General features: G+C 72.7%; 23 protein-coding genes. 13 read left to right on the top strand and 10 right to left on the bottom strand.

Features of this window, described 5'->3' with window-relative positions:
• Positions 1-103 precede the first annotated feature (103 nt).
• The 4 genes from B1H19_RS13455 to B1H19_RS13440 all read left to right on the top strand — a co-directional run bounded on the left by B1H19_RS13455 (position 104) and on the right by B1H19_RS13440 (position 4,357).
• Positions 104-1,468, top strand: a complete 1,365-nt coding sequence (locus B1H19_RS13455; RefSeq protein WP_083104990.1) for a glycosyltransferase family 4 protein — start codon at positions 104-106, stop codon at positions 1,466-1,468.
• 64 nt (positions 1,469-1,532) lie between these two features.
• A complete protein-coding gene (locus tag B1H19_RS13450) occupies positions 1,533-2,381 on the top strand; it encodes a class I SAM-dependent methyltransferase (RefSeq protein WP_083104989.1) in 849 nt (282 codons plus the stop codon).
• On the top strand, positions 2,378-3,448 hold the full coding sequence (locus B1H19_RS13445) for a prenyltransferase/squalene oxidase repeat-containing protein (RefSeq protein WP_083104988.1): 1,071 nt from the start codon (positions 2,378-2,380) through the stop codon (positions 3,446-3,448). Before B1H19_RS13450 ends, B1H19_RS13445 begins: the two co-directional genes overlap by 4 nt.
• 105 nt (positions 3,449-3,553) lie before the next feature.
• Complete coding sequence (locus tag B1H19_RS13440; RefSeq protein WP_083104987.1) at positions 3,554-4,357, top strand: maleylpyruvate isomerase family mycothiol-dependent enzyme; 804 nt, start codon at positions 3,554-3,556, stop codon at positions 4,355-4,357.
• A 14-nt stretch (positions 4,358-4,371) separates the two neighbouring features.
• Here B1H19_RS13440 and B1H19_RS13435 read toward each other — a convergent pair whose 3' ends face one another.
• From B1H19_RS13435 to B1H19_RS13420, 4 genes are all read right to left on the bottom strand, one after another.
• The gene (locus tag B1H19_RS13435; RefSeq protein WP_083104986.1) at positions 4,372-5,382 is read right to left on the bottom strand and encodes an LLM class F420-dependent oxidoreductase; all 1,011 of its coding nucleotides are present in this window, start codon (positions 5,380-5,382) and stop codon (positions 4,372-4,374) included.
• Positions 5,383-5,569: 187 nt separating this feature from the next.
• Positions 5,570-6,451, bottom strand: a complete 882-nt coding sequence (locus B1H19_RS13430; protein ID WP_083104985.1) for a DUF5336 domain-containing protein — start codon at positions 6,449-6,451, stop codon at positions 5,570-5,572.
• Positions 6,452-6,608: 157 nt separating this feature from the next.
• Complete coding sequence (locus tag B1H19_RS13425; protein ID WP_083104984.1) at positions 6,609-7,547, bottom strand: N-acetylmuramoyl-L-alanine amidase; 939 nt, start codon at positions 7,545-7,547, stop codon at positions 6,609-6,611.
• 77 nt (positions 7,548-7,624) lie between these two features.
• On the bottom strand, positions 7,625-8,284 hold the full coding sequence (locus B1H19_RS13420; protein WP_083104983.1) for a class I SAM-dependent methyltransferase: 660 nt from the start codon (positions 8,282-8,284) through the stop codon (positions 7,625-7,627).
• A gap of 503 nt (positions 8,285-8,787) precedes the next feature.
• On the opposite strand from B1H19_RS13420, the gene B1H19_RS13415 reads away from it, so the two are divergent.
• The 3 genes from B1H19_RS13415 to B1H19_RS13405 all read left to right on the top strand — a co-directional run bounded on the left by B1H19_RS13415 (position 8,788) and on the right by B1H19_RS13405 (position 13,996).
• Positions 8,788-10,980 carry an acyl-CoA dehydrogenase gene (locus B1H19_RS13415; protein ID WP_083104982.1) on the top strand — a complete coding sequence of 731 codons (2,193 nt, stop codon included), beginning with the start codon at positions 8,788-8,790 and terminating at the stop codon, positions 10,978-10,980.
• Positions 10,981-11,080: 100 nt separating this feature from the next.
• Positions 11,081-12,274, top strand: coding sequence for a thiolase C-terminal domain-containing protein (locus B1H19_RS13410; protein WP_083104981.1), 1,194 nt, complete (start codon positions 11,081-11,083; stop codon positions 12,272-12,274).
• Between the two features lie 276 nt (positions 12,275-12,550).
• The gene (locus tag B1H19_RS13405; RefSeq protein ID WP_083104980.1) at positions 12,551-13,996 is read left to right on the top strand and encodes an MFS transporter; all 1,446 of its coding nucleotides are present in this window, start codon (positions 12,551-12,553) and stop codon (positions 13,994-13,996) included.
• 107 nt (positions 13,997-14,103) lie between these two features.
• On the opposite strand, the gene B1H19_RS13400 is transcribed toward B1H19_RS13405, so the two are convergent.
• From B1H19_RS13400 to B1H19_RS13385, 4 genes are read right to left on the bottom strand one after another with little or no spacing between them, the layout of a single operon-like run.
• Entirely contained in the window at positions 14,104-14,709 is a 606-nt protein-coding gene (locus B1H19_RS13400; RefSeq protein ID WP_083104979.1) for a response regulator transcription factor, read from the bottom strand.
• A complete protein-coding gene (locus B1H19_RS13395) occupies positions 14,706-16,184 on the bottom strand; it encodes a sensor histidine kinase (RefSeq protein WP_083104978.1) in 1,479 nt (492 codons plus the stop codon). The genes B1H19_RS13400 and B1H19_RS13395 overlap by 4 nt, the downstream gene beginning before the upstream one ends.
• Positions 16,185-16,190: 6 nt before the next feature.
• The gene (locus B1H19_RS13390) at positions 16,191-16,919 is read right to left on the bottom strand and encodes an ABC transporter permease (protein ID WP_083104977.1); all 729 of its coding nucleotides are present in this window, start codon (positions 16,917-16,919) and stop codon (positions 16,191-16,193) included.
• Positions 16,919-17,926 carry an ABC transporter ATP-binding protein gene (locus B1H19_RS13385; protein WP_107425970.1) on the bottom strand — a complete coding sequence of 336 codons (1,008 nt, stop codon included), beginning with the start codon at positions 17,924-17,926 and terminating at the stop codon, positions 16,919-16,921. Before B1H19_RS13385 ends, B1H19_RS13390 begins: the two co-directional genes overlap by 1 nt.
• A 644-nt stretch (positions 17,927-18,570) precedes the next feature.
• Here B1H19_RS13385 and B1H19_RS13380 point away from each other — a divergent pair.
• The 3 genes from B1H19_RS13380 (at position 18,571) to B1H19_RS13370 (ending at position 21,634) form a co-directional block, all read left to right on the top strand.
• Positions 18,571-19,446 (top strand): MaoC/PaaZ C-terminal domain-containing protein, encoded by an 876-nt coding sequence (locus tag B1H19_RS13380; protein WP_083104976.1) that lies wholly within the window; start codon positions 18,571-18,573, stop codon positions 19,444-19,446.
• Between the two features lie 99 nt (positions 19,447-19,545).
• Entirely contained in the window at positions 19,546-20,622 is a 1,077-nt protein-coding gene (locus tag B1H19_RS13375; RefSeq protein ID WP_083104975.1) for a Zn-dependent alcohol dehydrogenase, read from the top strand.
• A 37-nt stretch (positions 20,623-20,659) separates the two neighbouring features.
• Positions 20,660-21,634 (top strand): 3-oxoacyl-ACP reductase, encoded by a 975-nt coding sequence (locus B1H19_RS13370; RefSeq protein ID WP_083104974.1) that lies wholly within the window; start codon positions 20,660-20,662, stop codon positions 21,632-21,634.
• Positions 21,635-21,821: 187 nt separating this feature from the next.
• Here B1H19_RS13370 and B1H19_RS39250 read toward each other — a convergent pair whose 3' ends face one another.
• A complete protein-coding gene (locus B1H19_RS39250; protein ID WP_203237146.1) occupies positions 21,822-21,989 on the bottom strand; it encodes a hypothetical protein in 168 nt (55 codons plus the stop codon).
• Positions 21,990-22,014: 25 nt separating this feature from the next.
• On the bottom strand, positions 22,015-23,532 hold the full coding sequence (locus B1H19_RS13365) for a hypothetical protein (RefSeq protein WP_237289276.1): 1,518 nt from the start codon (positions 23,530-23,532) through the stop codon (positions 22,015-22,017).
• A 203-nt stretch (positions 23,533-23,735) separates the two neighbouring features.
• Here B1H19_RS13365 and B1H19_RS13360 point away from each other — a divergent pair, with 203 nt between their 5' ends.
• The 3 genes from B1H19_RS13360 to B1H19_RS13350 are packed head-to-tail and all read left to right on the top strand — an operon-like array spanning position 23,736 to position 26,513.
• Positions 23,736-24,620 carry a Nif3-like dinuclear metal center hexameric protein gene (locus B1H19_RS13360; protein ID WP_083104973.1) on the top strand — a complete coding sequence of 295 codons (885 nt, stop codon included), beginning with the start codon at positions 23,736-23,738 and terminating at the stop codon, positions 24,618-24,620.
• Positions 24,617-25,360 (top strand): zinc ribbon domain-containing protein, encoded by a 744-nt coding sequence (locus tag B1H19_RS13355; protein ID WP_203237340.1) that lies wholly within the window; start codon positions 24,617-24,619, stop codon positions 25,358-25,360. Before B1H19_RS13360 ends, B1H19_RS13355 begins: the two co-directional genes overlap by 4 nt.
• Before the next feature lie 4 nt (positions 25,361-25,364).
• Positions 25,365-26,513, top strand: coding sequence for a bifunctional RNase H/acid phosphatase (locus tag B1H19_RS13350; protein ID WP_083104972.1), 1,149 nt, complete (start codon positions 25,365-25,367; stop codon positions 26,511-26,513).
• Positions 26,514-26,592: the final 79 nt, after the last annotated feature.

Here is a 26,592-nt window from a genome sequence, read left to right as displayed (position 1 = left end):
GGCCGATCGACGGCCGCCCGTCGGCGGATCAGTTCTGAAACTTGTTCTAGATTACCGCCAGCGGTTACGCTCCGGCGAAAGTCCAGCGAGAAGGGGGCCGAGCGTGACCGCAGAGGCCGTCCAGGCAGCCGCGCCCCGCCCGGCAGAGGCCCCCTCGGCCCCTGCCCCGACGGGCGGCGACCGGCCCCTGAGCATTGCGATGCTCACCTACAAGGGGAACCCGTTCTGCGGCGGACAGGGCGTCTACGTACGGCATCTCTCGCGCGAGCTGGCGCGGCTGGGCCACACCGTCGAGGTCATCGGCGCCCAGCCCTACCCCGTCCTCGACGAGGGGGTCACGTTGACCGAGCTGCCCAGCCTCGACCTCTACCGCCAGCCCGACCCGTTCCGGACACCGAGACGCGACGAGTTCCGCGACTGGATCGACGCCCTCGAAGTCGGCACGATGTGGACCGGCGGCTTCCCCGAGCCACTCACCTTCTCGCTGCGCGCCCGGCGCCATCTCGCCGCCCGGCGCGGCCAGTTCGACGTCGTCCACGACAACCAGACCCTCGGCTACGGCCTGCTCGGCGGCCCCGGTGCGCTCGGCGCCCCGCTGGTGACCACCATCCACCACCCCATCACCGTCGACCGCCGCCTGGACCTGGCCGCCGCCACCGACTGGAAGCGCCGCGCCTCCGTCCGCCGCTGGTACGGCTTCACCCGGATGCAGAAGCGCGTCGCCCGCCGCCTGCCGTCCGTCCTGACCGTCTCCGGCTCCTCCCGCCAGGAGATCGTCGAGGATCTCGGCGTACGCCCCGACCGCATCCACGTCGTGCACATCGGCGCCGACACCGACCTTTTCTCGCCCGATCCCGCGGTCCCCGAGGTGCCGGGGCGGATCGTGACCACCTCCAGCGCCGACGTCCCCCTCAAGGGCCTGATCCACCTGGTCGAGGCGCTCGCCAAGGTCCGCACCGAGAACCCCGACGCGCATCTGGTGGTCGTCGGCAAGCGCGCCGACGACGGGCCGGTCGCCGCCGCGATCGAACGGCTCGGACTGTCCGGCGCCATCGAGTTCGTCAAGGGCATCAGCGACGCCGAACTCGTCGATCTCGTCCGCGGCGCCCAGATCGCCTGCGTCCCCTCCCTCTACGAGGGCTTCTCGCTGCCCGCCGCCGAGGCGATGGCCACCGGGACGCCGCTGCTGGCCACCACCGGCGGCGCCATCCCCGAGGTCGCCGGGCCGGACGGCGAGACCTGCCTGGCGGTGCCCCCGGGGGACTCCGGTGCGCTCGCCGCCGGACTGCTGCGCCTCCTGGGCGACGACACCCTCCGCCGCCGCCTCGGCGCGGCCGGCCGCGAACGCGTCCTGGCCCGCTTCACCTGGCGGCAGGCCGCCATCGGCACCGCCGAGCGCTACCGCGAGGCCCTCGCCCGTCAAGGCGGCCGTCAGCTCGGTTCGTTGGCCGCCGCCCGCCGCACGTAACACCCAGCCGAGCAGCCACCCCGCAGCCCTAGCCACCACCCGCCGCCGTCGAAAGCAGAACGCCGTGCTGACCGTCGACTTTTCCCGCTTCCCGCTCGCCCCGGGCGACCGCGTACTCGACCTGGGCTGTGGCGCCGGCCGGCACGCCTTCGAGTGCTACCGGCGTGGCGCGCAGGTCGTCGCCCTCGACCAGAACGGCGAGGAGATCCGCGAGGTCGCCAAGTGGTTCGCCGCGATGAAGGAGGCCGGCGAGGCCCCGGCCGGCGCCTCGGCCACCGCCATGGAGGGCGATGCGCTGGCCCTGCCGTTCCCCGACGAGAGCTTCGACGTCGTGATCATCTCCGAGGTGATGGAGCACATCCCCGACGACAAGGGCGTGCTCGCCGAGATGGTCCGCGTCCTGCGGCCCGGCGGCCGGATCGCCGTCACCGTTCCCCGCTACGGCCCCGAGAAGATCTGCTGGGCGCTCAGCGACGCCTACCACGAGGTCGAGGGTGGCCATATCCGCATCTACCGCGCCGACGAACTGCTCGGCAAGATGCGTGAGGCGGGCCTGGAGCCGTACGGGACCCACCATGCGCACGGTCTGCACAGTCCGTACTGGTGGCTCAAGTGCGCGTTCGGCGTGGACAACGACAAGGCGCTGCCGGTGAAGGCGTACCACAAGCTGCTGGTCTGGGACATCATGAAGAAGCCGCTGGCCACGCGGCTGGCCGAGCAGGCCCTCAACCCCGTCATCGGCAAGAGCTTCGTCGCGTACGCCACCAAGCCGCATCTGCCCGAGGCGGCCGCCGACGCGACGGGCGAGCCCGCCACCGAGGCCCGCAAGCCCGCTGCCAAGCCCGCAGCCAAGCGCACCGCCAAGCCCGCCGGCAAGACCTCCGCCAAGCGCGCCCCCGGGGCCGCCAAGTGACGACTCCCGGGCGTACCGAACGGCTGGTGCTGCCGGGGGTGCTCACCGCCGAACAGGCGGCGCGCACGGTCGCCGGCATCCTGGCGACCCAGCGCGAGGACGGCGCGATCCCCTGGTTCCGCGGACACCACCTCGACCCGTGGGACCACACCGAGGCCGCCATGGCCCTCGATGCGGCCGGCGAACACGAGCGCGCCGAGGCGGCGTACGACTGGCTGGTGCGGCACCAGAACCCCGACGGGTCCTGGTACGCCGCCTACGCCGACGGCGACGCCCAGGAGCCCACCGACCGCGGCCGGGAGACCAACTTCTGCGCCTATATCGCCGTCGGCGTCTGGCACCACTACCTGTCCACCGGCGACGAGACCTTCCTCGACCGCATGTGGCCCGCCGTCCACGCGGCCATCGAGTTCGTCCTCGAACTCCAGCAGCCCGGCGGCGAGATCGGCTGGAAGCGCGAGGACGACGGCACTCCCGTCACCGAGGCGCTGCTGACCGGCTCGTCCTCCGTCTACCAGGCGCTGCGCTGCGCCCTGGCCCTCGCCGAGCAGCGCGAGGAGCCCCAGCCCGACTGGGAACTGGCGCTCGGCCGCCTGGGCCATGCGATACGCCACCACCCCGAACGGTTCCTGGACAAGTCCCGCTACTCCATGGACTGGTACTACCCGGTCCTGGGCGGCGCGGTCCGCGGCGAGGCGGCCCGGGCGCGTATCGACGCCGAATGGGAGCGATTCGTGGTGCCCGGCCTGGGCGTGCGCTGCGTCCTGCCCAACCCCTGGGTCACCGGCGGCGAGAGCGCCGAACTGGCGCTCGCGCTGTGGGCGATGGGGGAGTCCGAGCGGGCCGTGCAGATCCTCAAGTGGATCCGGCATCTGCGCGCCGAGGACGGCATGTACTGGACCGGCTATGTCTTCGAGGACGAGGCGATCTGGCCCGAGGAGCGCACCTCCTGGACGGCCGGTTCGGTGCTGCTCGCGGTGGCCGCACTGGGCGGCGACGAGGCGACCACCCTGGTGTTCGGCGGCGAGCGGCTGCCGACGGGGCTCGACCCGGACTGCTGCCGGTAGGCGCGCCGGGATCAGCGGCGCGGCATCAGCAGCACGGCACCAGCGGCCCCGGCGCGCCGTCAATTAGGACGCTCCGGGTCCGCGATGCGCACTACCGTGCGACGCATGACTCTCCAAGGATCTTTCACCCACGAGGAATACTGCGCCCGACTCCTCGCCGAGACCGCCGAGTTCCGCAGGACCGTGCGCGGCGGCGATCTCTCGGCGACCGTGCCGACCTGCCCCGACTGGACGCTCGCCGATCTCGTCCGGCATGTCGGGGGTGTGCATCGCTGGGTCGCCACGCTCGTCGCCACCCGCGCCTCCGAGAACATCGACCGTGCGGACATCCCCGGGGCCGCCGGGCCCGAGGGCGAGGACGCCGCGGCGCTGGACGCCTGGCTGGCGGCGGGCGTCGAACAGACCGTGGCCGCGCTGCGGGAAGCCGGGCCCGACACCAAGGTGTGGAGCTGGACGACGGCCCACCACGCGGGGTTCTGGGCCCGCCGGATGGTCCATGAGACGGCCGTCCACCGCGCCGACGCCGCGCTGACCGCGGGCGTCCCCTTCGACCTCCCGGCGCCCTTCGCCGCGGACTGTCTGGAGGAGTGGATGCAGATCGTCGAACTGCCGGCCGTGGTGGCCCGTTTCGCCGAGCGCGGGCCCAAGCCGTTCGGCCCCGGCCGCACGCTCCACATCCACGCCACCGACACCCCGCCCGAGCTGAACGCCGAGTGGCTGCTCGACCTCACGGGGGACGCGCCCACCCACCGCCGCGCCCATGAGAAGGCGGCGGTCGCGCTGCGCGGCGGCCTCACCGATGCGCTCCTGGTCCTCTACCGCAGGCTGCCCGCCGACAGCGACCGGGTCGAGGTGCTGGGCGAGCGCGCGGTGCTCGACCAGTGGCTGGAGTGGGCGTCCTTCGGGTGAGCGGCCGGCCGGGCTCAGGAGTTCAGCTCGGCCAGCACCCGTAGCGTGTGCGGGTCCGGCGCCGTCACCAGGAGGTCGGTGACCGGGCCCGTACGCCACAACTCCAGCCGCTCGGCGATCCGTTCGCGCGGGCCGACGAGCGAGATCTCGTCCGCGAAGGCGTCCGGTACGGCCAGCACCGCCTCCTCCTTGCGGCCCTGGAGGAAGAGGTCCTGGATCCGTCGCGCCTCGGCCTCGTATCCCATCCGGGCCATCAGATCGGCGTGGAAGTTCTTGGCCGCATGGCCCATCCCGCCGATGTAGAAGCCGAGCATCGCCTTGACGGGCAGCAGCCCCTCGGCGACGTCGTCGCAGACCACGGCGCGCGCCATGGGGGCGATCAGGAAGCCGTCGGGCGCATCGGCCAGGGACGCCGCGTAGACGTCGGTGCGCTCGGGCGACCAGTACAGCGGCAGCCAGCCGTCCGCGATCCGGGTGGTCTGGGCGATGTTCTTGGGGCCCTCCGCGCCCAGCAGAACGGGCAGATCGGCGCGCAGCGGGTGGGTGATGGACCTGAGCGGTTTGCCCAGGCCGGTGCCGTCCGGGCCGCGGTAGGGGTGCGGATGGAAGAGCCCGTCCGCCGCCACCGGGCCCTCGCGGCGCAGGACCTGGCGGATCACGTCCACGTACTCGCGGGTGGCGGTCAGCGGGCTCTTGGGAAACGGCCGCCCGTACCACCCCTCGACGACCTGCGCCCCGGACAGCCCCAGGCCCAGCAGCATCCGGCCCCCGGACAGATGGTCCAGCGTCAGCGCCTGCATGGCGGTGGCGGTGGGCGTACGGGCGGCCATCTGGGCGATGCCGGTGCCGAGTCCGATCCGGGTGGTGTGCGCGGCGATCCAGGTCAGCGCGGTGAAGGCGTCCGAGCCCCAGGCTTCCGCGGTCCACACCGAGTCATAGCCCAGCCGCTCGGCCTCGCGGGCGAGTTCGAGATGCCGGGGGTCGGGGCCGCGGCCCCAGTAGCCCAGCGCCAGACCGAGTCGCATATCGCCGCCCCTCTCTCCCCTTTCTGACGCCCCGTCAGAAAGGGGTGCCCGGCGAACTGTACGACCGCGCCCCGGACATGGCAACGCACGGGCGCCGGCACGGCGACGGCCCCCCGCCCGCGAGGGGCGAGGGGCCGGGAAAGGACCGCTGTGCGTCCGGCGTGCGTCCGGCGCCGGTGCGAGACCGTCAGCCGCGCTGGATGCCGGTGGTGTCCTGGAGGACGCCGCGCCGGCCGTCCTGGGTCTGCGCGATCAGAGCCTGGCCGCGCTGCTCGACCGCGAGGTACCAGGTACCGGGCGCCAGTTCGGCGATCGGCGCCGCGGCACCGTCCTCACCGTAGAGCGGACGGGCGACGGGCACCGCGAACCAGAACGGCGCGAAGTCGGCCGGAGTCCCGGCCGCCGGGGTGGCACCCGCCGGGGCGGCCTGGGCCGCCTGCGGCGCCGCGCCCTGCGCACCGCCCGCCGTCGCATCGGCCGGCGGCTGCTGGCCGTAGGGCTGACCGGGCTGCTGGCCGCCCGGGTAGCCGTAGCCACCGGGCTGGGGCTGCTGCTGGGCGCCGGGGAAGCCGTAGCCGGGGTTGGGGTTCACACCGTACGGCGACGGGCCGCCGGCCGGCTTGTCCGCGACCAGCGGGGCCTTCAGGGCGGGCACCAGCGGTCCGGCGACCGCGGCGCCGGCCAGGATCAGGGCGGCGATCAGACCGAGGATGATGCCGGCACCGGCGTTCGTGGTGCTGACGATGGTCCAGAACGCCGACCATGCCCCGAAGACGGTCAGGGCGACACCGAACTGGCCGAGGTCGAGACCGACGACCTTGCGCTGCTGCGGCAGCGCACGGCTGAGGACGACGATCGCCGCGCCGATCACCCCGGCCATGTAGATGCTCATGACGATACCCAGCGAGGACCAGGCGTTGGGGCTGGAGTAGTCCGACTCCTGGCAGAGCTTGGCGTACTGGGCGGGGCAGTCCGGGCCACTGGTGAAGCTGAGGAACGAGGCGATGAAGAGCAACACCGCTGCTCCGATCACCACGCCGTCGCCTCGAGTGAGGGAGCGGATGTTCACGTAAGGGTCCTTTGTCTTTTTCGTGGGTCTGGTCGACGCTGTCGCTGGCGCGCACGGTGCGAGGCACGGCAGGGCACCATCGTAAAGGGGAACCCATCGCCGAATCCGCCGGGCCGTCTTCTTGGTATCGGTTCCCGTCGGGCATCGCCACGAACGGTCAGCTCGTCAAGAAGTCCGTAATGCCCTCGGAGATCCCGCGCGCCGCCTTTTGCCGCCAAGCGGCATCGGTCAAATGCGCCGCATCCTTCGGGTCGCGCATATTGCCGCATTCGATGAACACCTTCGGCACCGTGGAGAGGTTGAGGCCGCCGAGATCGGAGCGTACGTCAAGTCCCGTGCCGCCGCCGATGTAATTGGACGGCGCGCTTCCGGTGACCGCCACGAACCGTCCGGCCACCCGCTCGCCCAACTGGCGCGAGGGCGCGACGATCGCGGAGGTGTCGGCCGCACCGGCCGTCACCCGCGCCGGCAGGATGACGTGGAAGCCGCGGTTGCCGACCGCCGAACCGTCCGCGTGGATGGAGATCGCGGCATCGGCATGCGCCCTGTTCCCGGCGGCGGCGCGCTCGTCCACGCACGGGCCGTAGGGGCGGTCGCCGTCCTGGGTGAAGACGACCTTGGCGCCCTGGTGGCGGAGGATCGTACGGGCCCGGCGCGCGACGTCCAGGGTGAACGACGCCTCGGCGTATCCGGCGTCGGTGGAGGTGCCGGTGGTGTCGCACTCCTTGCGATCGTTGCCGATGTTCACCAGCCGGGCGATCTCTCGGACGTGATCGTGGTTGCGGGTGTTGTGCCCGGGGTCGATCAGTACGGTCTTTCCCTTGAGGCTGCCGTGCGGATTCCCCTTGCCGGAGTGCGCACCGGAGCCGTTGCCGGGGGAGCCGTCCCCCTTGCCGTCCTTCCTGTCCGGACGGTGGCCGTCGCCCGCGGACGCGCTCGCCGCGGGGTGCGCGGCCCCCGGCGGCGCGCCGCCGCCTCTCAGCGACCGGAGCACCAGATAGCCCGCGCCGGCGGCCACCAGGACGGCGGCCAGGACGGCGAGGACGATGGTGCCGCGCAGGCGGCGGGGCGGAGGGAAGGGGCTGCCGTTCGACACGTCCGCGATCGTAGCCCGCGCCGCCGGTGCCGTCCGTGGCGTCCGTCCGGCCTGCTCAGACGCGGGGTCGCGGGGATTCAGAGGCCCGCCCCGGTGCGCCGCAGGACGTGCAGCGAGCCGCGCGTCGCGACCTCGGTGAAGGCGCCGGACTCCAGCGCCCGGCGGTAGATGCGGTACGGGGCCTGGCCGCCGTCCGCCGGATCCGCGAAGACGTCGTGGATGACCAGCAGGCCCCCGGGTGCGAGATGCGGCGCCCAGCCCTCGTAGTCGGCGGTGGCGTGCTCGTCGGTGTGCCCGCCGTCGATGAACACCAGCCCGACCGGCGCCGCCCAGACGGCCGCGGCCTGCGGGGAGCGGCCCACCAGGGCGATCACCTGCTCCTCCAGGCCGGCGGCGTGCAGGGTCCGGCGGAAGGCGGGCAGCGTGTCCATCCGGCCGACCTCCGGGTCGACGACCGTCGGGTCGTGGTACTCCCAGCCCGGCTGCTGCTCCTCGCTGCCCCGGTGGTGGTCGACGGTGACGGCCATCACGCCCGCGGCCCGCGCGGCGTCCGCCAGCAGGATCGTGGACCGGCCGCAGTAGGTGCCGACCTCCAGCAGCGGCAGCCCGAGCGCCGCCGCCTCGACCGCGGCGCCGTAGAGGGCGAGCCCCTCGTCCACGGGCATAAAGCCCTTCGCCGCCTCGAACGCGGCGAGAATCTCCGGCTGCGGAGCTGTCGGAGCCGTGGGAGCGGCCATGGGCTTCCTCCTGGTGTGCGGTCGGGGCCGGGTCCGGCTCATGCTGCCGTACGGGGCGGGGCGGGCGACGTGCGGGGGCGTGCGATATCCGCTCCGCCGCCCCGTCCGGCGCCGTATCGGCTCCCGGCCGCACATCATCGGAATCACATCTTCCGATTCTGGATATGCGCTTCGCGGTTCGCTTTTTTCGTCGCCGACTTGCCCGCTTGCCTGATTGCCCGATTCCCCGCATGTCCGAATGCCGAAATTCCGCGCCGGCTGCGGCAGCGGAGGCGCAGGGGGCAGCCGGCGACAACTGGCGACAACTGCCGACGGAAATTCATCAAACCGTTTCCTTTTCGGATCCGGACCGTTTCCCGTCAAATGACGCACCGACCGCCGAAAGGCCCTGAGCGCACACCCGGCCCGCAGACCTCCGCGGTGCCCACCGGGCTCCGCGCCCCGCCGCCCTTCCCTGACGCCTGACCTTCCGTCAGATTGAAACGTGTTCTACTCTGCCCCGCATGGGCATCGGAATCACGCAAGAGCACCGTGACCTGGCCGAGGCGACGCGTGGCTGGGCCGCGCGGGCCGTACCGCCCGAGGAGATCCGCACCCTGCTCGACGCCCCGCCGAAACGGCACGGCAGACCCGCCCACTGGGACCGGCTCGCCGAGCAGGGCCTGCTCGGACCGCATCTGCCCGAGGCCGACGGCGGAGGCGGCGGCGCCCTGCTCGACCTCGCCGTCGTCCTGGAGGAGATGGGCCGCGCCGCGCTCCCGGGCCCGTATCTGCCCACCGTCCTCGCCGCCGAACTGCTCCGCCGCGCCGGACACCGGGACCTCGTACGGGCCCTGGCCACCGGCGAACTCCTCGCCGCCGTCGCACTCGGCACGGGCTCGCTCACCGCCGTCCAGGAGGCGGACGGCTACGTCCTGGACGGAACCGCGCCCCCGGTCCTGGCCGGCGGCGACGCCGAGGTGATCGTGCTCGCCGCAACGGCCCCCACGGGCACGGTCTGGCTGGCAGCCGACGCCGCGACGCTGACCGTACGGGTCCAGGAGAGCGCCGACCCCACCCGGCCGGTCGCCGAGGTGAGCGCGGACGGCGTCCCGGTGCCCGCCGACCGCCTCCTGGCCCTCGACGACGCGCTCGTCGGCGACCTGGCCGGCGTCCTGTTCGCCGCCGAGTCCTGCGGTACGGCCGGCTGGGCGCTGGAGACCGCCGCCGAACACGCCGCCGTACGCGAACAGTTCGGCCGCCCCATCGGCCAGTTCCAGGCGGTCAAACACCTCTGCGCCGACATGCTGGTGCGCTGCGAACAGGCCCGCGCCCTGGTCTGGGACGCCGCCCGCGCCCTGGACGAACCGCCCGCCGTCCGCGGCCTGGTCGCCGCGCTGGCCACCGCCACCGCCCTGGACGCCGCCCACACCTGCGCCAAGGACTGCATCCAGATCCTCGGCGGCATCGGCTTCACCTGGGAACACGACGCCCATCTCCATCTGCGCCGGGCCACCGTCGCCCGCCAACTGCTCGGCAGCGGCGACCGCCACCGCCTGCGCGCCGCCCGCCACGCCGCGGACGGCGCCCGCCGCGCACTGCGCCTGGACCTCCCGGCCGAGGCGGCCGCGCACCGCGCACAGGCCCGTACGGTCATCGACGCGGCCCGCGGCCTCGACCCCGCCGCCGCCCGCCGCGCCCTGGCCCCCACCGGCTACGCCGCCCCGCACCTCCCCGAGCCCTACGGCCTCGGCGCCGGCCCCGTCCGCCAACTGGCCGTCCAGCAGGAGCTGCGGGAATCCGGGGTCGAGATCAGCGACCTGGGCATCGCCACCTGGGTCGTCCCCTCCCTGATCGCCCACGGCACCAAGGAGCAGCAGGACCGCTATCTGCTGCCCTCCCTGCGCGGCGATCTGCTGTGGTGCCAGCTGTTCTCCGAGCCGGAGGCGGGCTCGGACCTGGCCTCGTTGCGGACCCGCGCCGAGCGGGTGGACGGGCCCGACGGCGGCGGCTGGCGGATCAACGGCCAGAAGGTGTGGACCTCGGCCGCCCAATGGGCCGACCACGGCATCCTCCTCGCCCGTACGAACCCGGACGCGCCCAAACACCGGGGCCTGACCTTCTTCCTCGTCGACATGACGACCCCGGGGATCGACATCCGGCCACTGAAGGAGATCACCGGCGATGCGCTCTTCAACGAGGTCTACTTCGACGACGTCCTGCTGCCCGCCGACGCGGTGGTCGGCGAGATCGACAACGGCTGGAAGGTCGCCCGCACCACCCTGGACAACGAACGCGTCCACATGGCCGACCAGTTGACCTTCGACACAGGGCTGGAGGCGCTCCTGGAACGCACGGCGGAGCTGGACGGCTCCGTACGGGCGCGGGTGGGCGCCCTGGCCGCCGAGGCGCATGCGCTGGGGTGCATCGGGCTGCGTACCACGCTCCAGCAGGTGTCGGGTCTGGAGCCCGGCGCCGGGGCCGCCGTCCACAAGCTCGTGCAGACCCCGCACCAGCAGAAGGTCGCCGAACTCGCCCTGGAACTGCTCGGACCGGCCGGCGCGGTACGCGAGGGTGCGGGCGAACGGGCCCTGCACGGCTTCCTGATGTCCCGCTGCCTGACCATCGCGGGCGGCACCACCCAGGTCCAGCTCAATGTCGTCGCGGAACGGCTGCTGGGGCTGCCGCGCGATCCGGAGCCCCGACCGTTGATATGAGGGCCGCCGGCGACCGCCCGGCGACTTCCTGCTCCCCGTGACTTCCTGCTCCCGGCAACTCCCCGTCCTGGCAACTCCCTGGTGACTCTGGAGGATGCGCATGACCGGCAAGGCGTACATCATCGGCGTCGGGATGACCGCGTTCGAGAAACCCGAGACCCGCGACTGGCAGTACTGGGACATGGCCAAGGAGGCGGGCGGCGCGGCACTCGCCGACGCCGGTGTCGGCTACGAGGCCGTCGAGCAGGTGCCCGTCGGCTACTGCTACCAGCCGTCGACGGCCGGCCAGCGTGCCGCGTACGAACTGGGTCTGACCGGCGTCCCCGTCTACAACGTCAACAACAACTGCGCGACCGGATCGACCGCCTTGATGATGGCCCGTCAGTTCGTCGAGGCGGGCATCAACGACTGTGTGCTGACGCTCGGCTTCGAGAAGATGAAGCGCGGCGCGCTGGGCGGCGGCGCGGACGCCGGCGACTTCAGCACGTCTCCCGTCGCCCGCCACTACGGAGTGATGGCGGCCGCCCACGGCTTCGAGATGACCCCGCCCACCGCCCAGATCTTCGGCAACGCGGCCCGTGAGCACATGGACCGGTACGGCACCACCGCCGAACAGCTCGCCGCGGTCGGCGCCAAGAACCACCGGCACTCGGCGCACAACCCCTACGCCCAGTTCCAGGACGTCTACACGGTCGAGGAGGTCCTCGCCGCCAAGACCATCCACCGGCCGCTGACCAAGCTCCAGTGCTCCCCGACCTCCGACGGCGCGGCCGCGGCCGTCATCGCGTCCGAGCGTTTCGTCCGCGAGCACGGGCTGGCCGACCGGGCGGTGGAGATCGCCGCCCAGGCGATGACGACCGACACCGACGAAAGCTTCGCCTCGGGCTCCTGCATCGACGTCGTCGGCAAGCCGATGTCCCGCGCCGCGGCCCGCCGGGTCTACGCGGCGAGCGGCCTGGGCATCGAGGACGTGGACGTCATCGAGCTGCACGACTGCTTCTCGATCAACGAACTGCTGACGTACGAGGCCCTGGGCATGTGCCCCGACGGCGACGGGGGCAAGCTGATCGCCGACGGCGCCACGACCTACGGCGGCCGCTGGGTGGTCAATCCGTCCGGCGGCCTGATCTCCAAGGGCCACCCCCTCGGCGCCACCGGCCTGGCCCAGACCGCCGAACTGGTCTGGCAACTCCGCGGCACCGCCGGCGCCCGCCAGGTCCCCGGCGCCGGCGTGGCCCTCGCCCACAACATCGGCCTGGGCGGAGCGGCGGTGGTGACGATGCTGCGGAGGTGAGGTGGGGGCGGGCAACCGACCTACGGCTTGGGGCGGGCGCCCTACGGCCTGGGGCGGGCTCCCGGTCACGAGCCTGTCCATCCTGCGCACCCACGACATTGATCAGCGTTAATTCCCCGCCCGCCCTGGGTAGTTGGCTCTGCAAGGGGCCCTCCGAACCCTTAAGGGTCGGCCGCCCCCATCCCCTAAGGGTCGCCCGCCCCGTGCGGCCTAGGACCCGGGCAGTGGGGCGATGCGTCGATATACCGATGCAGGCTGCATGAAACGAATGCGAACATGGTCCGCATGCCCCCGATAGCCACCTCCCCCACCGTGTCCGGAACCGAGCGCCGTACGGCCGCGCCGCCCTGGCTGGTGATGCTGTTGGTCTGCGCGGGGCAGTTCCTGGTCGTACTGGACGTTTCCGTCGTGAACGTGGCGCTGCCCGCCATGCGGACCGGGCTCGGGCTGAGCGAACTGGGCCTGCAATGGATCGTCAACGCCTACGTCATCACCTTCGCGGGCTTCATGCTCCTCGGTGGCCGGGCCGCCGACCTCTTCGGCCGTAAGCGGATCTTCGTCGTCGGGCTGGCGCTGTTCACGGTCGCGAGCCTGGCCGGCGGGCTGGCGCAGGAGCCCTGGCAGCTGGTCGCGGCCCGCACCATCCAGGGTGTCGGCGCGGCGGTCCTCTCCCCGGCCACCCTCACGATCCTGACCACCTCCTTCCCGGCGGGCCCGGCGCGCACCAGGGCCATCGCCACCTGGACGGCGGTCGGCGCGGGCGGCGGTGCGGTGGGCGGTCTGGTCGGGGGAGTGCTCACCCAGTATCTGACGTGGCGTTGGGTGCTGTTGATCAACGTGCCGGTGGGGGCGCTGGTGCTGGCCGGTGCGGTGCTGTGGCTCACCGAGAGCCGGCAGGGCGCCGCGCGCCGGCTGGATGTGCCCGGCGCGCTCCTGGTGACGGCCGGGCTGGCGCTGGTGGCGTACGGCATCGTGCAGACCGAGACGGATGGATGGACCTCGGCGTCCGCGCTGCTGCCGCTGGCCGCCGGGCTCGTCGTGATCGCCGTCTTCATCGCCGTCGAGGCGCGCGCCAAGGCCCCGCTGATGCCGCTGGGACTCTTCCGGCTGCGCTCGGTCTCGTCCGCGAACGCGGCGATGGTGCTGGCCGGCGCCGCGATGTTCTCGATGTGGTACTTCCTGTCCCTCTATGCGCAAAATGTGCTGGCCTATACGCCGTTCCAGGCGGGGCTCTCGTTCATTCCGCATTCGCTGTCCATCGTCCTGGGCTCCAAGATCGGACCCCGGCTGATGAACCGGGTGGGCGCCAAGACCCTGGCCATCGCGGGCGCGGTGCTCTCCGCGTGCGGCATGGCCTGGCAGGGCACGATGGACGTCAACGGCACCTATCTCGGCACCATCCTGGGCCCCGGCATCCTGATGGCGCTCGGCGCGGGACTGACCGCCACCCCCGTCGCCTCGATCGCCACCTCCGGTGCCGACCCCGCCGACCAGGGCCTGGTCTCCGGCCTCATCAACACCTCCCGCCAGATGGGCGGCGCGCTCGGCCTCTCGGTCCTGTCCACCATCGCCGCCGCCCGGATCGCCGAGGGCCACGGCCGGGCGGCACTGGCGGCCGGCTACGGTCTGGCCTTCCACGTCGGGGCGGTCGTGCTGCTGGGCAGCATCGCGCTGATGATCCTCGCCCTGCCGCGCCGCCAGACGGATATCGGGCACGGCTGAGCGGGCGGACGCCGGACGGTCGGGCGGTCCGGTGGCTGGGGCGGCCGGGAGGCCGGGCGACTCTTTCGGCGGGGTGATGGCCGGACCGGCGCCCGCCGGTCCCCGCCCTACAACCACCCGTTGCGCCGCGCCGCCCGTACCGCCTCCATACGGTTGCGGGTCCCGGTCTTCCCGATGGCCGCCGACAGGTAGTTGCGGACGGTGGCCTGGGACAGATGGAGCTTGCCGGCGATATCGGCGACCGTGGCGCCGTCCACGGCCGCGGTGAGGACATCGCGTTCGCGCGGGGTGAGCGGACTCGGTCCGGCGCTCAGCGCGGCGGCGGCCAGGCCCGGATCGATGACCCGCTCCCCGGCCAGTACGCGCCGGATCGCCGCCGCCAGATCCCCAACGGGCCCGTCCTTGACCAGGAAGCCGCACGCCCCGGCCTCCATCGCACGCCGCAGATAGCCGGGGCGGCCGAAGGTCGTGACGATCAGCACCTTGCAGGACGGCAGCCGGTCGCGCAGATCGGCCGCGGCGTCCAGGCCGCTGCAACCCGGGAGTTCGATGTCCAGGAGAGCGACGTCGGGCCGGGCGTCCAGCGCGGTGGGGACGATCTCGTCGCCCGTCGCCACCTGGGCCACGACCTTGATGTCCTCCTCCAGGTCGAGCAGCAACGCCAGCGCGCTGCGCATCATTCCCTGGTCCTCGGCCAGCAGGACCTTGATCACCGGGTCAACTCCTCCGCATCCGCCATATCGCCCGTGCCCACCGGCAGTTCGGCCGTGACCCGGAAGCCGCGCCGGCCGTCCGGGCCGCTGTGCAGCGTGCCGCCGGCCGCGGCCAGCCGCTCGGTCAGGCCCTTGAGCCCGGTGCCGCCCAGCGGGCCGGAGCGGCCACGATCCGCGGATTCGGATTCGGATTCGGATGCGGGATGCGCCGCGGCGCCGGCACGGACCGCGTCGTCCGTACCGCTCGCACCGTCCGTATCCCCGGTCCCGTCCCTGTCGCTCGGCACGCCGACTCCGTTCATACCGTCCCCGCCATCCCCCGCGCCGCCACCGGCCGTCTCGCCGCCGCTGCCCGGGATCCTGTCCCGTATCCAGGCCAGGCCATGCGCCGCGGCAGCACCGGAGCTTACGGGACCGCGGCCGTCGTCCGTGATCGTCAGCCGTACCCGGTCCCTATCGGCGTTGACGTCGATCTCGCAGCGGGTGGCGCGGCTGTGCCGGACGGCGTTGGTGACGCCCTCGCGGACCACCCAGCCCAGCAGCGCTTCGGCCTGGGTGGGCAGCGGCGGCCCGGCCTGCCGTACGACGGGCTCGATACCGGCCGCCTCCAGCACCGAGCGGGCCCGGTCCAGCTCGGTGGTCAGGCTGCCCTCGCGGTAGCCGGTGACCGCCTCGCGGATTTCGGTCAGCGCCTGGCGGCCGACCGCCTCGATATCGGCGGCTTGGCCGAGCGCCGCCTCCAGATTGCGCGGCGCCAGCCGCCGGACCGCCTCGGCCTTGACCACCACCACGGACAGGGTGTGCCCCAGCAGATCGTGCAGATCGCGGGAGAACCGCAGCCGCTCCTTCTCCACGGCCGAGCGGGCCAGTTCCTGGCGTGTGGCGTTCAGCTCCCGGATGGTGTCGAAGAGGCCGAGGACCGCGGCGGTGACCGCGCCGGAGAGGAAGGTGCCGTAGCCGATGCCAAATGAGCCCCAGGGATCTCCGTGCTGCTGGCCCGACAGAAAACCCGCTATCCCGCTGAGCGCGATCAGCCAGAGGGCGAGCTTCCTGCCACGCAGGGTGCGCACCGTGCCGGAGGCCAGCGACAGCAGGGGGAAGAACACGAGCCATTCGCTGCCGAAGCCCAGCGCGAGGGTGAAGGTGAGGGCGGTCAGCACGCCCAGGGCGATCACCGGATAGCGGGAGTCGCGCCGTCGTGGGCTGAAGGCGGACCAGACGACGGTGACGTAGCAGGAGTTGAAGGCGAGCAGGCCGAGGCTTGCCAGCCAGGGATGGTCCGTCTTGCCTTGGACGATGTTCGAGAACGCTCCGGCGCCCATCAGCAGCCAGGGCAGAAAGGCGTACTTGTCCGGCCCCTTGCCCAGTTTCCTGCTCCGCCCCTTGGCGGTGCAGGAGCCGCCGTCCGCGGCGCCGCCGCCACCGGGGTCCTGCTGCTTTGCGTCGTGCACTGTCGCTTTCCAGGTTTGCGTCATGGTCGGTCACACCGTTCGCGCGGCTCGACGGTAGGCGTACACCGCATAACCGCCGAAGAGTGCCAGCCAGGCGGCCATCACCGCCACCGTCGCCAGACCGGGAGCGCCACCCTCGGTGACGCTCCGGCCGAGCTCCGCGAAGCGGTTGCCGGGCGTCCAGGAGGACAGCGAGCGCAGCCAGCCGGGGAACAGTTCGGTCGGGAACCACAGTCCACCGATGATCGACAGCAGCAGCATGCAGCCGGTGTTGACCAAGCCGGTGGACTGCGAGGAGAGGCGGTAACCGTTGCCGAGACCGAGCAGGGTGAAGGGCGCGGTGCCGAGCCACAGCACCGCCGCCAGCGCGACCCACTGCCAGCCGGGCATCCGGACGCCGTTGACCAGCGCGCCCACCAGCAGTACGGAGGCGAGTGCGGGCAGCACCGTCACCGTGCTGGTCAGCCCGCGGGCCACCACCACCCGTATCGGGCTCAGCGGGGTGATCCGCAACTGCCGCAGCCAGCCCAGCTGTTTGTCCTCGGCGACGCCGGTGCCGATGCCGATCGCCGAACCCAGCGCGCCGTACGCGGCCATCCCGACCATCGAGGCGATCTTCCACTCCATCGCGGCGCCGCCGGGGCCCGTACCGATATTGGTCATCAGCACATACATCAGCACCGGCATCCCGATGCCGAAGACGACAAAGCCCTTGTCGCGCAGGGTGCGCCGGACTTCGAGAAGGATGTAGTCGAGCATTACGCGGTCTCCTTCGGGGACGACGGGGAGGAAGGGGAGCAAGGGGAGGACGGCGATGCGCCGGTGAGGGCCAGGAAGGCGTCCTCCAGGCTGGCGGGGGCGACCTCCAGGCCCCGTATGAGACCGAGCTCGGCGAGTGCCAGGACCGTCGCATCGGAGTCCGCCGTACGCAGTTGGGCGCGGTCGCTCCGTATCTCCACGGTGCTCACACCGGGCAGCCCCCGCAGCGGCTCGCTCGGCGCGCCCGCGAGGTCGATTGAGACCAGCGAGCCGCCGCCCCCTCGCTTGATCGCCTCACCGCTGCCGTCGGCGACCACCCGGCCGCCGTCGATCACCACGATCCGGTCGGCGTTGTCGTCCGCCTCCTCCAGATAGTGGGTGGAGAACAAGACGGTGTGGCCACGGCGGGCATAGGCGCGCATCGAGCGCCAGAAGGCGCGGCGTGCCTCGACGTCCAGCGCCACGGTCGGCTCGTCCAGCACCAGCAGCTCGGGATTCCCGGCCAGCGCCACCGCGCAGCGGACCCGCTGGGCCTGCCCGCCGGACAGCCGGTCCACCCGCCGCCCGCCGAACTCGCCCAGGCCCGCCAGCTCCAGGGCCTCGTCGACGTCCATGGGGTGCGGGTACGTGGCGGCGACGAAGGTGACCAGTTCGCGGACGGTGACCCGCGGAATGGGCCGACCGTCCTGGAGCATGGCGCCCACCCGGCCCGCCCGCACCGCGGCCTCCGGCTCCCCACCGAACAGCCGTACCGTCCCCGAGCTGGGGGGCAGCAGCCCCAGCAGCATGTTGAGAGTGGTGGACTTCCCCGCGCCGTTGCGCCCGAGGAGCGCCACCGTCTCGCCTGCGGCGATCTCCAGGTCCAGGCCGTGGACGGCACGCACGGCGCCGTAACTCCGTGTCACTTCCGCGAATTCCACCGCCGCGGCGCCGCCCGCGGACCGCGGCGCGCCGGTCGGCCCGGACGTGTGCGTCCTGCCGAGGTGTGTCGTCCTGCTCGTCGCCATGTCCGGCCTCCCCGTCGTTTCTTGTCCACGACATTACGGAGCGTGGCGGCGGGGCGGCAGAGTCGAATGTGGGGGATCGCGCAGGACAAATGTCATGGGTCCGGGGAGGGAGCCCTGAGGGTACCCCGAAGCGGGGTCGGGGGGAACCCCGAGGAGGGTCGGGGGTGGTGGCGGTGGGTGTCAGGGGCACGGACCGTTCGCCCCCGGCCTGACAACGAGTCAGGGGGCTTCCGAGTGCCCGGTGGATCGGCTATACATGGGACGCATCGGCTAGAACGCGTTCTAGAAGTGTGCCGACGGAAGTCTGGCAGCGGTGTCCCGCCAGGCGTCTGGTACGGGCGCCGGGCGGTGGCCTCCGGCGGCGGCACGGGCGGAACGTCACCCGGCCGATCCGGAACGACCCCGGCGCGGCCGACGGTGCGGACGGCCGGGCCGGGGTCTTCACAGCCGTCGCACTCGTCGTACCCGCCGCACGCCTCGGACCGGTCGCATCCGCCGGCCCGTCGCACCCGTTACGTCTGTCGCAGCCGTTACGCCTGTCGGACCCGCCACACCCGTCGGATCCGCCATACCCATCAAACCCGCCATCCCCGTTCGCACCGTGCCGCACCGACTCACACCGTGGTGAAGGAGCTACCGCCCCCATGCCCATCGACGCCGCCAAGGCCATCTCCGCCGCCCCGCGGAGTACCGAACTCGCCTGGGATCACAAGGACATCCAGCTCTACCACCTCGGCATCGGGGCTGGCGCCGCCACACCGGAGAAGCCGCACGCCGCCACCGACCCCGACGAACTGCGCTACACCCTGGAGAGCGCGCTGCACGTCCTGCCCAGCTTCGCCACCGTCGCCGGCGGCGGAATGGCGCTGGCCGGCGGGCTCTCCGCGCCGGGCATCGAGGTCGACCTCGCCGCCGTCCTGCACGGAGGTCAGACCGTCACCGTCCACCGCACCCTCCCCGTGCGCGGCCGCGCCACCCAGACCTCCAGCGTCCCCGCCGTCTACGACAAGCAGAAGGCCGCCGTCATCGTGCTGCGCTCCGAAGTGGCGGACGACGACGGCCCGTTGTGGACCTGCGACACCCAGATCTTCGTCCGCGGCGAGGGCGGCTTCGGCGGCGAACGCGGCCCCTCCGCCCGCCTCGAACTGCCCGACCGCGCCCCCGACCGCACCACCGAACGGCTCATCCGCGAGGACCAGGCCCTGCTCTACCGCCTCTCCGGCGACTGGAACCCGTTGCACGCCGACCCCGAATTCGCCAAGCTCGCCGGCTTCGACCGGCCGATCCTGCACGGGCTGTGCTCGTACGGGGTCACGCTCAAGGCCGTGGTCGACACGGTCCTCGGCGGCGATGTCGCGCGGGTGCGCTCGTACACCACCCGCTTCGCGGGCGTGGTCTTCCCCGGCGAGACCCTGCGGATCCGGATGTGGGAGGACGAGGGCCGCACCCAGGTGTCGGTCACGGCGACCGACCGGGACGATGCGCCGGTCCTGGCGGACACCGTGGTCGAGCACGGCTGAAACAGGGGACCGGCGACAGCTGCCCCAGGGACGGTCGCGCCCGCCCCGGGGCTGGCCCGCCACCCCGCTACCCGCCCGCAACCCGAGAGGAGCCGCACCATGCGCGCAGCCGTACAGCACGAGACAGGGCAGGAAAAGCTCGAGGTGCTCGACGATGTGGAGGCGGTGGGGTTCGGGCCCGGCAAGGTCCGGATGCGGGTACGGGCCACCGGGCTGTGCCACTCCGACCTCTCCGCGATGAGCGGGGTACTGCCGCAGCCCGCGCCCTTCGTCCCCGGGCACGAAGGAGCCGGCGAGATCCTGGAGGTCGGCGACGGCGTCACCGGGCTCGGCCCGGGCGACCGCGTCCTGATGTGCTGGCTGCCCGCCTGCGGCAGCTGTCCGTCCTGCAAACGCGGCCAGACCCATCTGTGCCTGGCCGGGTTCATGAACGCCGGCACACCCAACTTCGCACGCCCCGGCGGCGAGGTCTTCGGCTTCGCCGGGACCGGCACCTTCGCCGAGGAGGTCGTGGTCGCCGCCCACTGCGCGGTCCCGATCCCCGACGACGTCCCGTACGAGATCGCCGCCCTGATCGGCTGCGGGGTCACCACCGGGCTCGGCGCGGCGCTCAACACCGCCAAGGTGGAGGCCGCCTCGTCGGTCGCCGTCATCGGGTGCGGCGGCGTCGGCATCTCCGTCATCCAGGGCGCCAGGGCCTGCGGTGCCGCCCAGATCATCGCCGTCGACCCGGTGGCCGGCCGCCGCGAGGCCGCGCTCCGCTTCGGCGCCACCGAGGCCGTGGCCCCCGGCGAACTCGCCGACGCCAAACAGCGGATCACCGCGGGCGAGGGCTTCGACTACGTCTTCGAGGTCGTCGGCAAGTCCGCCACCGCCCGCACCGCCTACGAGACGACCCGGCGCGGCGGCACCCTGTGCGTGGTCGGGGCGGGCGCACTGGACGACACCTTCCAGGTCAACATGTTCGAGCTGTTCTTCGACGAGAAGCGGATTCTGCCCTCGCTCTACGGGGGCGCGGATGTACTGCGCTCCTACGAGCGGGCCATCGCCCTGTGGCGGGCCGGCCGGATCGACCTCGAGGGAATGATCACCCATCGGGTCCCGCTCGCCGAGATCAATGACGCGCTCGACCAGATGCGGTCCGGTACGGCGTTGCGCACCTGCATTGAGATCTGACACCGGACCCGTCCCGACAGCACAGGAGAGGACAGCAATGGCACAGCCTCAGCCACAGCCACTGCCGCTTGAGGGCCGGAGCGCGATCGTCACCGGTGCCGGGCGCGGTCTGGGGCGCGCCGAGGCCCTCGAACTCGCCCGTCTCGGCGCCGGCGTCGTCGTCAACGACTTCGGGCAGCCGGGCCGCGACGGCACCGGCGAAGCCTCCGCCGCCCCCGCCGAGGAGGTGGCCGCCGAGATCCGGGCGGCGGGCGGGCGGGCCGTCGCCCACCTGGGCGATGTCGCCGACTTCGCGCAGGCCCGGGCGCTGGTCCAACTGGCCGTCGAGAGCTACGGAAAACTGGACATCCTGGTCAACAACGCGGGAATTCTGCGCGACCGGATGGTGTTCTCCATGAGCGAGGACGACTGGGACTCGGTGATCCGCGTCCACCTCAAGGGCCACTTCAACACCACCCACTTCGCCGCGGCCCACTGGCGCGCCCGCTCCAAGGAGGCCGGCGGCCCGGTGTACGGGCGGATCGTCAACACCTCGTCCGAAGCGTTCCTCGCGGGCTCGGCGGGGCAGCCCAACTACGCCGCGGCCAAGGGCGGCATCGTGGGCCTGACGACCTCCACAGCGCTGGCGCTGGCCAAGTATGGAGTGACCGCCAACGCCATCTGCCCGCGCGCCCGCACCCGGATGACCGAGGACGTCTTCGCGTCCGTTCCGGCGTACCAGGGGGGCGCGGAGCCGGGGGAGGGCCTGGACGCGCTGTCGCCCGAGCATGTTTCGCCGCTCGTCGGCTATCTGGCGTCACCGGCGGCCGCCCAGGTCAACGGGCAACTGCTGGTCGTCCACGGGGGGATGGTCGCCGTCGCCGAACGCCCCAGGATCGCCGCCAAGTTCGACACCGCGAAGGACGTCTTCACCTTCGAGGAGCTGGACGGCCTGCTCACGCCGTATTACGCGCAGCGGCCGCCGAACGAGACCTTCGGCGCGGCCGAGGTGCTGGGCCTCAAGCACGGATAGCAGTTAGCGGGTAGCAGACAGCGGATAGCCGATAGCGGCTGATGGGATGCGGGACCGTTGCTGACGGGATGCGGGACCGCTAGCCGGACGCACTACGGCCGTGGTCGCTGTCCCAGTGGAGTCGGGACGGCGGCCACGGCCGTAGCGGTCCGGGTGGCGGGAAATCGCCGCTCCGGAACCGGGCGCGTCAGGCGCCCTGGGTCTGCTTCAACCGGCGGTGCCGGCCGTGCACATCGGCCTGCACATCCTCCGTGGCCGCCGGGCCACGGTGCCTGCCGGAGCTTGCCGCCTCGGCGGCCTGGGCGGACGCCTCCTGGTGGCGCGCCTCGGTCGTGTCGGTTCGGGCTTCGGACATGGAAAGAGTCACTCCGTCAGATCGCTTACTGCTGTACGCGTCGGGACCTCCCCCAGCAACCGCCGGGGCTGTTGCCCCCAGACGGAACCGTGGTGGCCGGGTCAACCGGCTGCGTAGCCCCCGTCGGAATTCTAACTTGGCGGGAAATGGCGCTCCACGGTGCCTCCTGGTCTGTGAGAGGCGCCTGCTGGAGGGGAACTGGCCTGTGCAGAGAGGGATGCGCGGGGCGGCGCGACAGTTCCGCACTGGTGTCCGGAAGTTGTGCAGATGCTGTGGAGCCGTTGTCGTCATCCCCCGCATCCGGGACAATCCCGCCCTTGCTCGCCGCCGCCGTGCCGGCCCCCTCGGCGGCATCGTCCCTCGTGTCCCCCGTGTCCCCCATGCCCCGCGTGTCTCCCGTGTTTACGACGTCCGTCACATCGGTCAGGCTCGCCACGCCCGTCGCGGTCATCCTGTCCACCGCAACGGCCACCACCGCCCCGGCCGCCCCACCCGCCCTACCGCCCGCGTCCGCCCCGCTACCCGTGCCCGCCCCCAGAGGCACCGCCATCCGTGCCACCGCGCACGGCATCCTCTCCGTCGCGCACGGCAGCAGCAGCTCGCCGGACGCCGTCCACAGACCGGCGCCTTTCAGCCACCCCTCGGGTGCCGGGAACCGCCGCAACCGGCGCTCCGACGGTCGCCACACGCCCAGCCGCGTCCCGTCCGCCGTATCGATCCGCAGGGCCACCGCGCACCTCTCCGGTGTCAGCATCTGTCCCGGCTGTGCGGCGAACGGCGTGGCGAAACCGTCCGCCGGGCGCAGGCATTCGGGGAAGCGCACCGGCAGGCTGCTGCCCAGGACGCCCCAGCCCAGCCGGTCGTGCCCGGGGGCGTCCGAGCGGAGCAGCAGCAGACCGCTGTCCGGATCGGCCAGCAGCAGACGGTCGTTGCTCTCCTCGGTGATCTGGAGCAGCGGGCTGGCCTCGCCGCCCCGCCCCAGGTCGAGCACCACGGTCTTCGTCCGGCCCGTCAGCTCCCGGTCCAGGGCCAGCAGCCGGCCGTCGCGATCCAGCCAGACGCCGCCCGTGCAGCGCCCCGGCACCTCGGTGACCCGCTCGGGGCCGTGCTCGCCGCCGTGCACCCGCCACAGCGTGGTGCCGCGCTCACCGGGCGCCAGGGCGTAGGCCAGCACGCCGCCCGGGGCGGGTGGCAGCAGGGTCAGCTCCCGCGCTTCCACGGCGCCCAGCAGGAGTTCGCCCGTGCCCGGGCCCGTCGGATACAGCAGCGAGAGCGCGAAGCGGTCGGCGACGCGGCGCAGGATCAGCACCCGGCCGTCGGCGAGCGGCAGTAGCTCGCTGTCCGGCTCCTCGGGCTGACTTCCGGCCAGCGGTACGGCGTACGGCTCGGGGCCGCTCAGCGTCCAGCGCTCCGGAAACCGGCTCCCGGCGGCGTCGTCGTGACGGGCGAGCCGGGCGGCGTACGAGCCGTCGGCGGCGATGGTCAGCGCCGCGCGGTGCGGGCTGCCGAGCGCCGTGGTGTCCTCAGGGGCACAGATCGTCATCGAGTGGTCACCTCCAGTCAGGAAGGGACGGTAGTTTTCGCACTTCCGGCCGATCAACGAGAGTTGCCGCACTTCACGCATAAGGGTGGCAGTTGTCCGATTCGCCGGTCATGCGAGGGGCGGATGTGCTCCGCGGTGCCGGCCGTGGTTCCTCGGGGCCCGACGGCGGCGCGGTGTCAGAGGTGGGAGGTAATCTTCCACCCGTGCCCGTACTGTCTGAAGTCCTCACCGCGCTCGACGCCCTCTGGCCCCCCGAGCGGGCCGAAGGGTGGGACGCCGTCGGCACGGTCTGCGGTGACCCCGACGCCGAGGTCCGCCGCGTGCTGTTCGCCGTGGACCCGGTCCAGGAGATCGCCGAGGAGGCGGTGCGGCTGGGCGCCGATCTGCTCGTCACCCACCATCCGCTCTATCTGCGCGGGACGACGACGGTCGCGGCCTCGACGTTCAAGGGCAAGGTCGTGCACACGCTGATCAAGCACGACATCGCCCTGCACGTCGCGCACACCAACGCCGACACTGCCGACCCCGGCGTCTCCGACGCCCTGGCCGGCGCGCTGGACCTGCGTATCCTCGGCCCGCTGGTGGCCGATGCGACCGATCCGGCCGGCCGTCGCGGCCTGGGCCGGATCTGCGAGCTGCCGCACCCGATGACGCTGACCGAGTTCGCCTCCTACGCCGCCGCCCGTCTGCCCGCCACCGCGCAGGGCATCCGGGCGGCCGGCGACCCGGACCGCGAGATCCGTACGGTCGCCGTCTCCGGCGGCTCCGGCGACAGCCTCTTCGGCGACGTACGGGCGGCCGGTGTGGACGCGTTCCTCACCGCCGACCTGCGCCACCACCCGGCCTCCGAGGCCGTGCAGCTGCTCCAGCCGGACGGGCAGACCCCGCCGGCCCTGCTCGACGCCGCCCACTGGGCCACCGAATGGCCCTGGTGCGAACAGGCCGCCGCCCAGCTGGACGCGGTCTCCGACCGGCACGGCTGGGGCCTGCGCACCCATGTCTCCCGTACGGTCACCGACCCCTGGACCGCCCACGCGGCGTCCGCCCCGCTCACCACCCCGACGCACACCCCAGGAGCCCCCCGCTGAACGCCGCGCCCGCCGACCAGATCCGCCTCCTCGACGTCCAGGCCCTGGACGTGAGGCTCACCCAGCTCGCGCACCGGCGCAAGAACCTGCCCGAGCTCGCCGAGCTGGCGACCCTGGAGGCCGACCTCACCCAGCAGCGCGACCTGCTGGTCGCCGCGCAGACCGAGGAGTCCGACACCAGCCGCGAGCAGACCAAGGCCGAACAGGACGTGGACCAGGTGCGCCAGCGCGCCGCCCGCGACCAGAAGCGCCTCGACTCCGGCGCCGTCACCTCCCCCAAGGACCTGGAGAACCTCCAGCACGAGCTGACCTCGCTCGCCAAGCGGCAGGGCGACCTCGAGGACGTCGTCCTGGAGGTCATGGAGCGCCGCGAGGCCGCCCAGGAGCGGGTCGCCGAGCTCACCGAGCGGGTCGGGGCGATCCAGGCCAAGGTCGACGACGCCGCCGCGCGCCGCGACGCCGCCCACGCCGAGATCGACGCCGAGACCGCCACCGTCACCAAGGAGCGCGAGCTGACCGTCGCCGACCTCCCGGCCGATCTGGTCAAGCTCTACGACCGCATCCGCACCAAGGAGGGCGGCGTCGGCGCGGCCCGCCTCTACCAGCGCCGCTGCGAGGGCTGCCGCCTGGAGCTCAACATCACCGAGATCAACGACGTCCGCGCGGCCGCCGCCGACACCGTCGTGCGCTGCGAGAACTGCTCCCGCATCCTGGTCCGCACGCCCGACTCGGGCCTGTAAGACCATGGCGCGGACGTTCCTCGTCGAGGCGGACGGCGGGTCCCGGGGCAACCCGGGGCCGGCCGGCTACGGCGCCGTCGTCCTCGACCCGGCGAGCGGCGAGACGCTGGCGGAGGCCGCCGAGTACATCGGCACCGCCACCAACAACGTCGCCGAGTACAAGGGCCTGCTCGCCGGGCTGCGCGCCGCCCACGCCCTCGACCCCGAGGCCACCGTCCGCGTCCGGATGGACTCCAAACTGGTCGTCGAGCAGATGTCGGGCCGCTGGAAGATCAAGCACCCGGACATGAAGCCGCTGGCCGCCCAGGCCGCGGCGGTCTTCCCGCCCGGGCAGGTCAGCTACGAGTGGATCCCCCGGGAGCGGAACAAACACGCCGACCGGCTCGCCAACGAGGCGATGGACGCGGGCAAGCAGGGCCGGCAGTGGGAGCCCGGCGCCTCGACGGCGGCACTGGACGCCGCCGCCGGAGCGCCCGCCGAGGCGGCGGAGACCGCCCCGGTCACCCGCGGCTGGGGCGCCCCCGATCTGGGCACACCCGCCACGTTCGTGCTGCTGCGCCATGGCGAGACCGCGCTGACCCCCCAGAAGCGCTTCTCCGGCAGCGGCGGCAGCGACCCCGAGCTCTCCGCCGCCGGCCGCCGCCAGGCCGAGGCCACCGCCGCCGCGCTGGCCGCCCGCGGCACGATCCAGGCCGTCGTCAGCTCACCGCTGCGGCGCTGCCGGGAGACCGCCGATGCCGTCGCCGCGCGGCTCGGCCTGGAGGTCCGGATCGAAGACGGCCTGCGCGAGACCGACTTCGGCGCCTGGGAGGGGCTGACCTTCGCCGAGGTACGCGAACGCTTCCCCGACGACCTCGACGCCTGGCTCGCCTCCGCCAAGGCGGCGCCCACCGGCGGCGGCGAATCCTTCGCCACGGTCGCCCGCCGGATCGCCGTCACCCGCGACAAGCTGATCGCCCGTCACACCGGCCGGACCGTCCTCCTGGTCACCCATGTCACCCCCATCAAAACCCTGGTCCGGCTGGCGCTCGGCGCCCCGCCCGAGTCGCTGTTCCGGATGGAGCTGTCCGCGGCGTCGCTGTCGGCGGTGGCGTACTACGCGGACGGAAACGCCTCGGTGCGGCTGCTGAACGAGACGGCGCATCTGCGCTGAGCGGCCGGCCTCGGCGAGGCCGTACTTCCCACCGTTCAAGCCGAGTTGACGGCGCGTCACCGCACTCCTCCGGGGAGGC

This window comes from Streptomyces gilvosporeus, from assembly GCF_002082195.1.
Lineage (GTDB): Bacteria > Actinomycetota > Actinomycetes > Streptomycetales > Streptomycetaceae > Streptomyces > Streptomyces gilvosporeus.
The sequence above is the reverse complement of the archived record's forward strand: the minus strand, read 5'-3'. Positions and strand labels throughout refer to the sequence as shown.